Source organism: Cellulomonas septica (genome assembly GCF_012396155.1).
In the GTDB taxonomy this organism is placed as follows: domain Bacteria; phylum Actinomycetota; class Actinomycetes; order Actinomycetales; family Cellulomonadaceae; genus Cellulomonas; species Cellulomonas septica.
The window spans coordinates 1-4024 of the sequence record NZ_JAAXOY010000322.1 but is presented as its reverse complement, the minus strand read 5'-3'; the positions used below and the strand labels follow the sequence as shown (position 1 = coordinate 4024).

3 protein-coding genes are annotated in these 4024 nt (G+C 72.4%); 2 read left to right on the top strand and 1 reads right to left on the bottom strand.

All coding sequences use genetic code 11. The features are described from left to right. Window positions 1–270: 270 nt before the first annotated feature. On the top strand, window positions 271–3078 hold the full coding sequence (locus tag HGA02_RS12430; RefSeq protein WP_168679276.1) for an aconitate hydratase AcnA: 2808 nt from the start codon (window positions 271–273) through the stop codon (window positions 3076–3078). On the opposite strand, the gene HGA02_RS12425 is transcribed toward HGA02_RS12430, so the two are convergent. After that, the gene (locus tag HGA02_RS12425) at window positions 3071–3523 is read right to left on the bottom strand and encodes a hypothetical protein (RefSeq protein ID WP_168679275.1); all 453 of its coding nucleotides are present in this window, start codon (window positions 3521–3523) and stop codon (window positions 3071–3073) included. The genes HGA02_RS12430 and HGA02_RS12425 overlap by 8 nt on opposite strands. A gap of 130 nt (window positions 3524–3653) precedes the next feature. Here HGA02_RS12425 and HGA02_RS12420 point away from each other — a divergent pair. Beyond that, window positions 3654–4024 (top strand): helix-turn-helix domain-containing protein (locus HGA02_RS12420; protein WP_168679274.1); only part of this gene is annotated, 371 nt, incomplete at its 3' end.

Genomic DNA, 4024 nt, shown 5'->3' with positions numbered 1-4024 from the left:
AGGCGTCCGGGACGACCTGACCGGCCGCGCGCGGCCCGTCGGCCCCCGTCGTGGTCCGGCTCGTCGCCGGGCGGGCGACGGGGGCCGCGGCGTGCCGGTCCCGGGCGACGCGCCCGGAGCGTGGACGGAGGTGCGCCGAGCCGTTCCGAGCATGTATCTTGACGTCGAGATAATTCGCGACCCGAGCCGCCGTAGGCTGGGAGGTCGCACCGTCCTGCCGCCTGGGTGACCCCCATCCCCGGGCAGACTCGCCCAGCGAAGGAGCACCACGTGAGCAGCGTCGACAGCTTCGGATCGAAGGGAACCCTCGAGGTCGGTGACGCCTCGTACGAGGTCTACCGCCTCGCCGCGGTCCCCGGTCTGGAGCGCCTGCCGTTCAGCCTCAAGGTCCTCGCGGAGAACCTGCTCCGCACCGAGGACGGCGCGAACATCACCGCCGACCACGTGCGCGCGCTCGCCGGCTGGGACCCGAACGCCCAGCCCGACACGGAGATCCAGTTCACGCCCGCCCGCGTGATCATGCAGGACTTCACCGGCGTGCCCTGCGTCGTCGACCTCGCCACGATGCGCGAGGCCGTCGCGGAGCTCGGCGGCGACCCGTCCCGCATCAACCCGCTCGCGCCCGCCGAGATGGTCATCGACCACTCCGTGCAGATCGACGTCGCGGGCCGCCCCGACGCGTTCGAGCGCAATGTCGAGCTCGAGTACCAGCGCAACCGCGAGCGCTACCAGTTCCTGCGCTGGGGCCAGACGGCGTTCGACGACTTCAAGGTCGTCCCGCCGGGCACCGGCATCGTGCACCAGGTCAACATCGAGTACCTCGCGCGCGGCGTGATGGTCCGCGACGGGCGCGCGTACCCCGACACGTGCGTCGGCACCGACTCGCACACGACGATGGTCAACGGCCTCGGCGTGCTCGGCTGGGGCGTCGGCGGCATCGAGGCCGAGGCCGCGATGCTCGGCCAGCCGGTGTCGATGCTCATCCCGCGCGTCGTGGGCTTCAAGCTCACGGGGCAGATCCCGTCGGGCGTGACGGCGACCGACGTCGTCCTCACGATCACGCAGAAGCTGCGCCAGCACGGCGTGGTCGGCAAGTTCGTCGAGTTCTACGGCGACGGCGTCGCCGCGGTGCCGCTCGCGAACCGCGCCACGATCGGCAACATGAGCCCCGAGTTCGGCTCGACGGTCGCGATCTTCCCGATCGACGGCGTCACCATCGACTACCTGCGCCTCACCGGCCGCTCCGAGGAGCAGCTCGCGCTCGTCGAGGCGTACGCCAAGGAGCAGGGCCTCTGGCTCGACCCGACGGCCGAGGGCTACACCGAGCCCGAGTACTCCGAGTACCTCGAGCTCGACCTGTCGACGGTCGTCCCGTCGATCGCCGGCCCGAAGCGCCCCCAGGACCGCATCGAGCTGTCCGAGGCCAAGGAGTCGTTCGCGGCGTCGATCCTCGACTACGTCGACCCGCACGAGGCCGCCGCGTTCACGGGTCTCGACGAGTCCGTCGAGGAGACGTTCCCCGCGTCCGACCCGATCGCGGCCAGCGCGCACACCGACACGTCCGACGAGCCCGCGGCCGCGCCGCATGGCGACGTCGCGCGCCGCCCGCACAAGCGCGTCCCCGTGACGCTCGCCGACGGCACGTCGACCGAGCTCGACCACGGGCACGTCGTCATCGCGTCGATCACGTCGTGCACCAACACGTCGAACCCGTCCGTCATGCTCGCCGCGGCGCTGCTCGCGCGGAACGCGGTCGAGAAGGGCCTGTCGGCGAAGCCGTGGGTCAAGACGTCGATGGCGCCGGGCTCGCAGGTCGTCACGAACTACTACGAGAAGGCCGGGCTGTGGCCCGCGCTCGAGAAGCTCGGCTTCCACCTGGTCGGCTACGGCTGCGCCACGTGCATCGGCAACTCGGGCCCGCTGCCCGACGAGGTCTCGGCGACGGTCAACGAGCACGACCTGTCGGTCGTCTCGGTGCTGTCCGGCAACCGCAACTTCGAGGGGCGCATCAACCCCGACGTGAAGATGAACTACCTCGCGTCGCCGCCGCTGGTCATCGCGTACGCGCTGGCCGGGACGATGGACTTCGACTTCGAGAACGAGCCGCTTGGCACGACCGAGGCCGGCGAGCCGGTGTTCCTGCAGGACATCTGGCCGTCGCCCGAGGACGTGCAGGCCACGATCGACGCGTCGATCGACCGCCAGATGTTCACCGAGGACTACGCCGACGTGTTCACCGGCGACGAGCGGTGGCGCTCGCTGCCGACGCCCGAGGGCAACACGTTCGAGTGGGACGCCGAGTCGACCTACGTCCGCAAGCCCCCGTACTTCGAGGGCATGGGCGCGACGCCCGAGGCCGTCACCGACATCACCGGTGCACGGGTCCTCGCGAAGCTCGGCGACTCGGTCACGACCGACCACATCAGCCCTGCGGGCTCGATCAAGGCGGACAGCCCCGCGGGCGTCTACCTGGCCGAGCACGGGGTCGAGCGTCGCGACTTCAACTCCTACGGCTCGCGCCGCGGGAACCACGAGGTCATGATCCGCGGCACGTTCGCGAACATCCGCCTGCGCAACCAGCTCGTGCCCGGCACCGAGGGCGGGTTCACCAAGAACCTGCTCACGGGCGAGGACACGACGATCTACGACGCGTCCGTCGCCTACCAGGAGGCCGGTGTCCCGCTCGTCGTCCTCGGCGGCAAGGAGTACGGCTCCGGCTCGTCGCGCGACTGGGCGGCCAAGGGCACGCGTCTGCTCGGCGTCCGCGCGGTCATCACCGAGTCGTTCGAGCGCATCCACCGCTCCAACCTCATCGGGATGGGCGTGCTGCCGCTGCAGTTCCCCGAGGGCGAGAACGCCGACTCCCTCGGCCTGGACGGCACGGAGACGTTCGACATCGCCGGCGTGACCGAGCTCAACGAGGGCCGCACGCCCCGCACGGTGCACGTGACGGCCACGAAGGCCGACGGCGGCGTCGTCGAGTTCGACGCTGTCGTCCGCATCGACACCCCCGGTGAGGCGGACTACTACCGCAACGGCGGCATCCTGCAGTACGTGCTGCGGTCGCTCGTCAGCTGACCTCGGCCGGCGCCTCGGGCGCCGTCGACCGACGGTCCGTCTCCCTGCGCGGGAGGCGGACCGTCGTCGTCGGGGTGCGTGCCGCCCGGATCCCGACGACCTGCGCCACGGTGAGGCCGGCGACCGCGACGGCCTGGAGGAGCACGACTGTCACACCGGCCGCGGTCAGACCGCCGGCCGCGCCCGACGCCAGCGCGACGCCCGCGCCGACCCACGCCGTGTTGACGACGAGGACGACCCCCACCTGCCGGCGGCGTGGCGGCTCGTGCCGGAGCACGACGAAGAACCACCCGCACCAGACGACGAGGAACGCACCGGCCCCGCGGACGAGGCCCACGGGCAGGCCGGTCAGCGCGGCGACCTGCGGCGCCAGCAGGACGAAGGTCGGGGCGGACAGCGCGGTCAGCGTCGCGTCGGCGACGAGGGCACGGCGGAGCAGGGACATGGGGACTCCCGGGTGACGAGACGGCGGCCCGGTCTGCCGGGCAGGGCGAGCGTCGGGCGCGCGGGTCGTCCCGCACCAGGACGTGCGAGGTCCTGGTGCGAGGCGCGGACCGGTCGCTAGGTTCGCCCGCGTGGACTTCGGCGAGCGGCTGCGCGGTTGGCGACGTCGCCGCGGGCTCAGCCAGGAGTCGCTGGCCCTCGCCGCGAGCACGGTGACGCGGCACGTCTCGCGGCTGGAGACCGGGCGGACGGTCCCGAGCCGGACGATGGTGCTCGCGCTCGCCGCCGCGCTCGACCTCGCAGGTGACGACGTCGACGACCTCCTCCGTGCCGCGGGCCTCGCGGGGCTCCCGCGACCGGCAGCGGCGCCCGGTCCCGTCCTCATGGAGGCCGTCCGTCGGGTGCTGCACGCGCACGAGCCCGCGCCGGCGGTCGCGCTCGACCGCGACTGGTGCGTCGTCGCGGAGAACGCCGTGGCGGCGCGACTGCTCGGAGCCGGGTC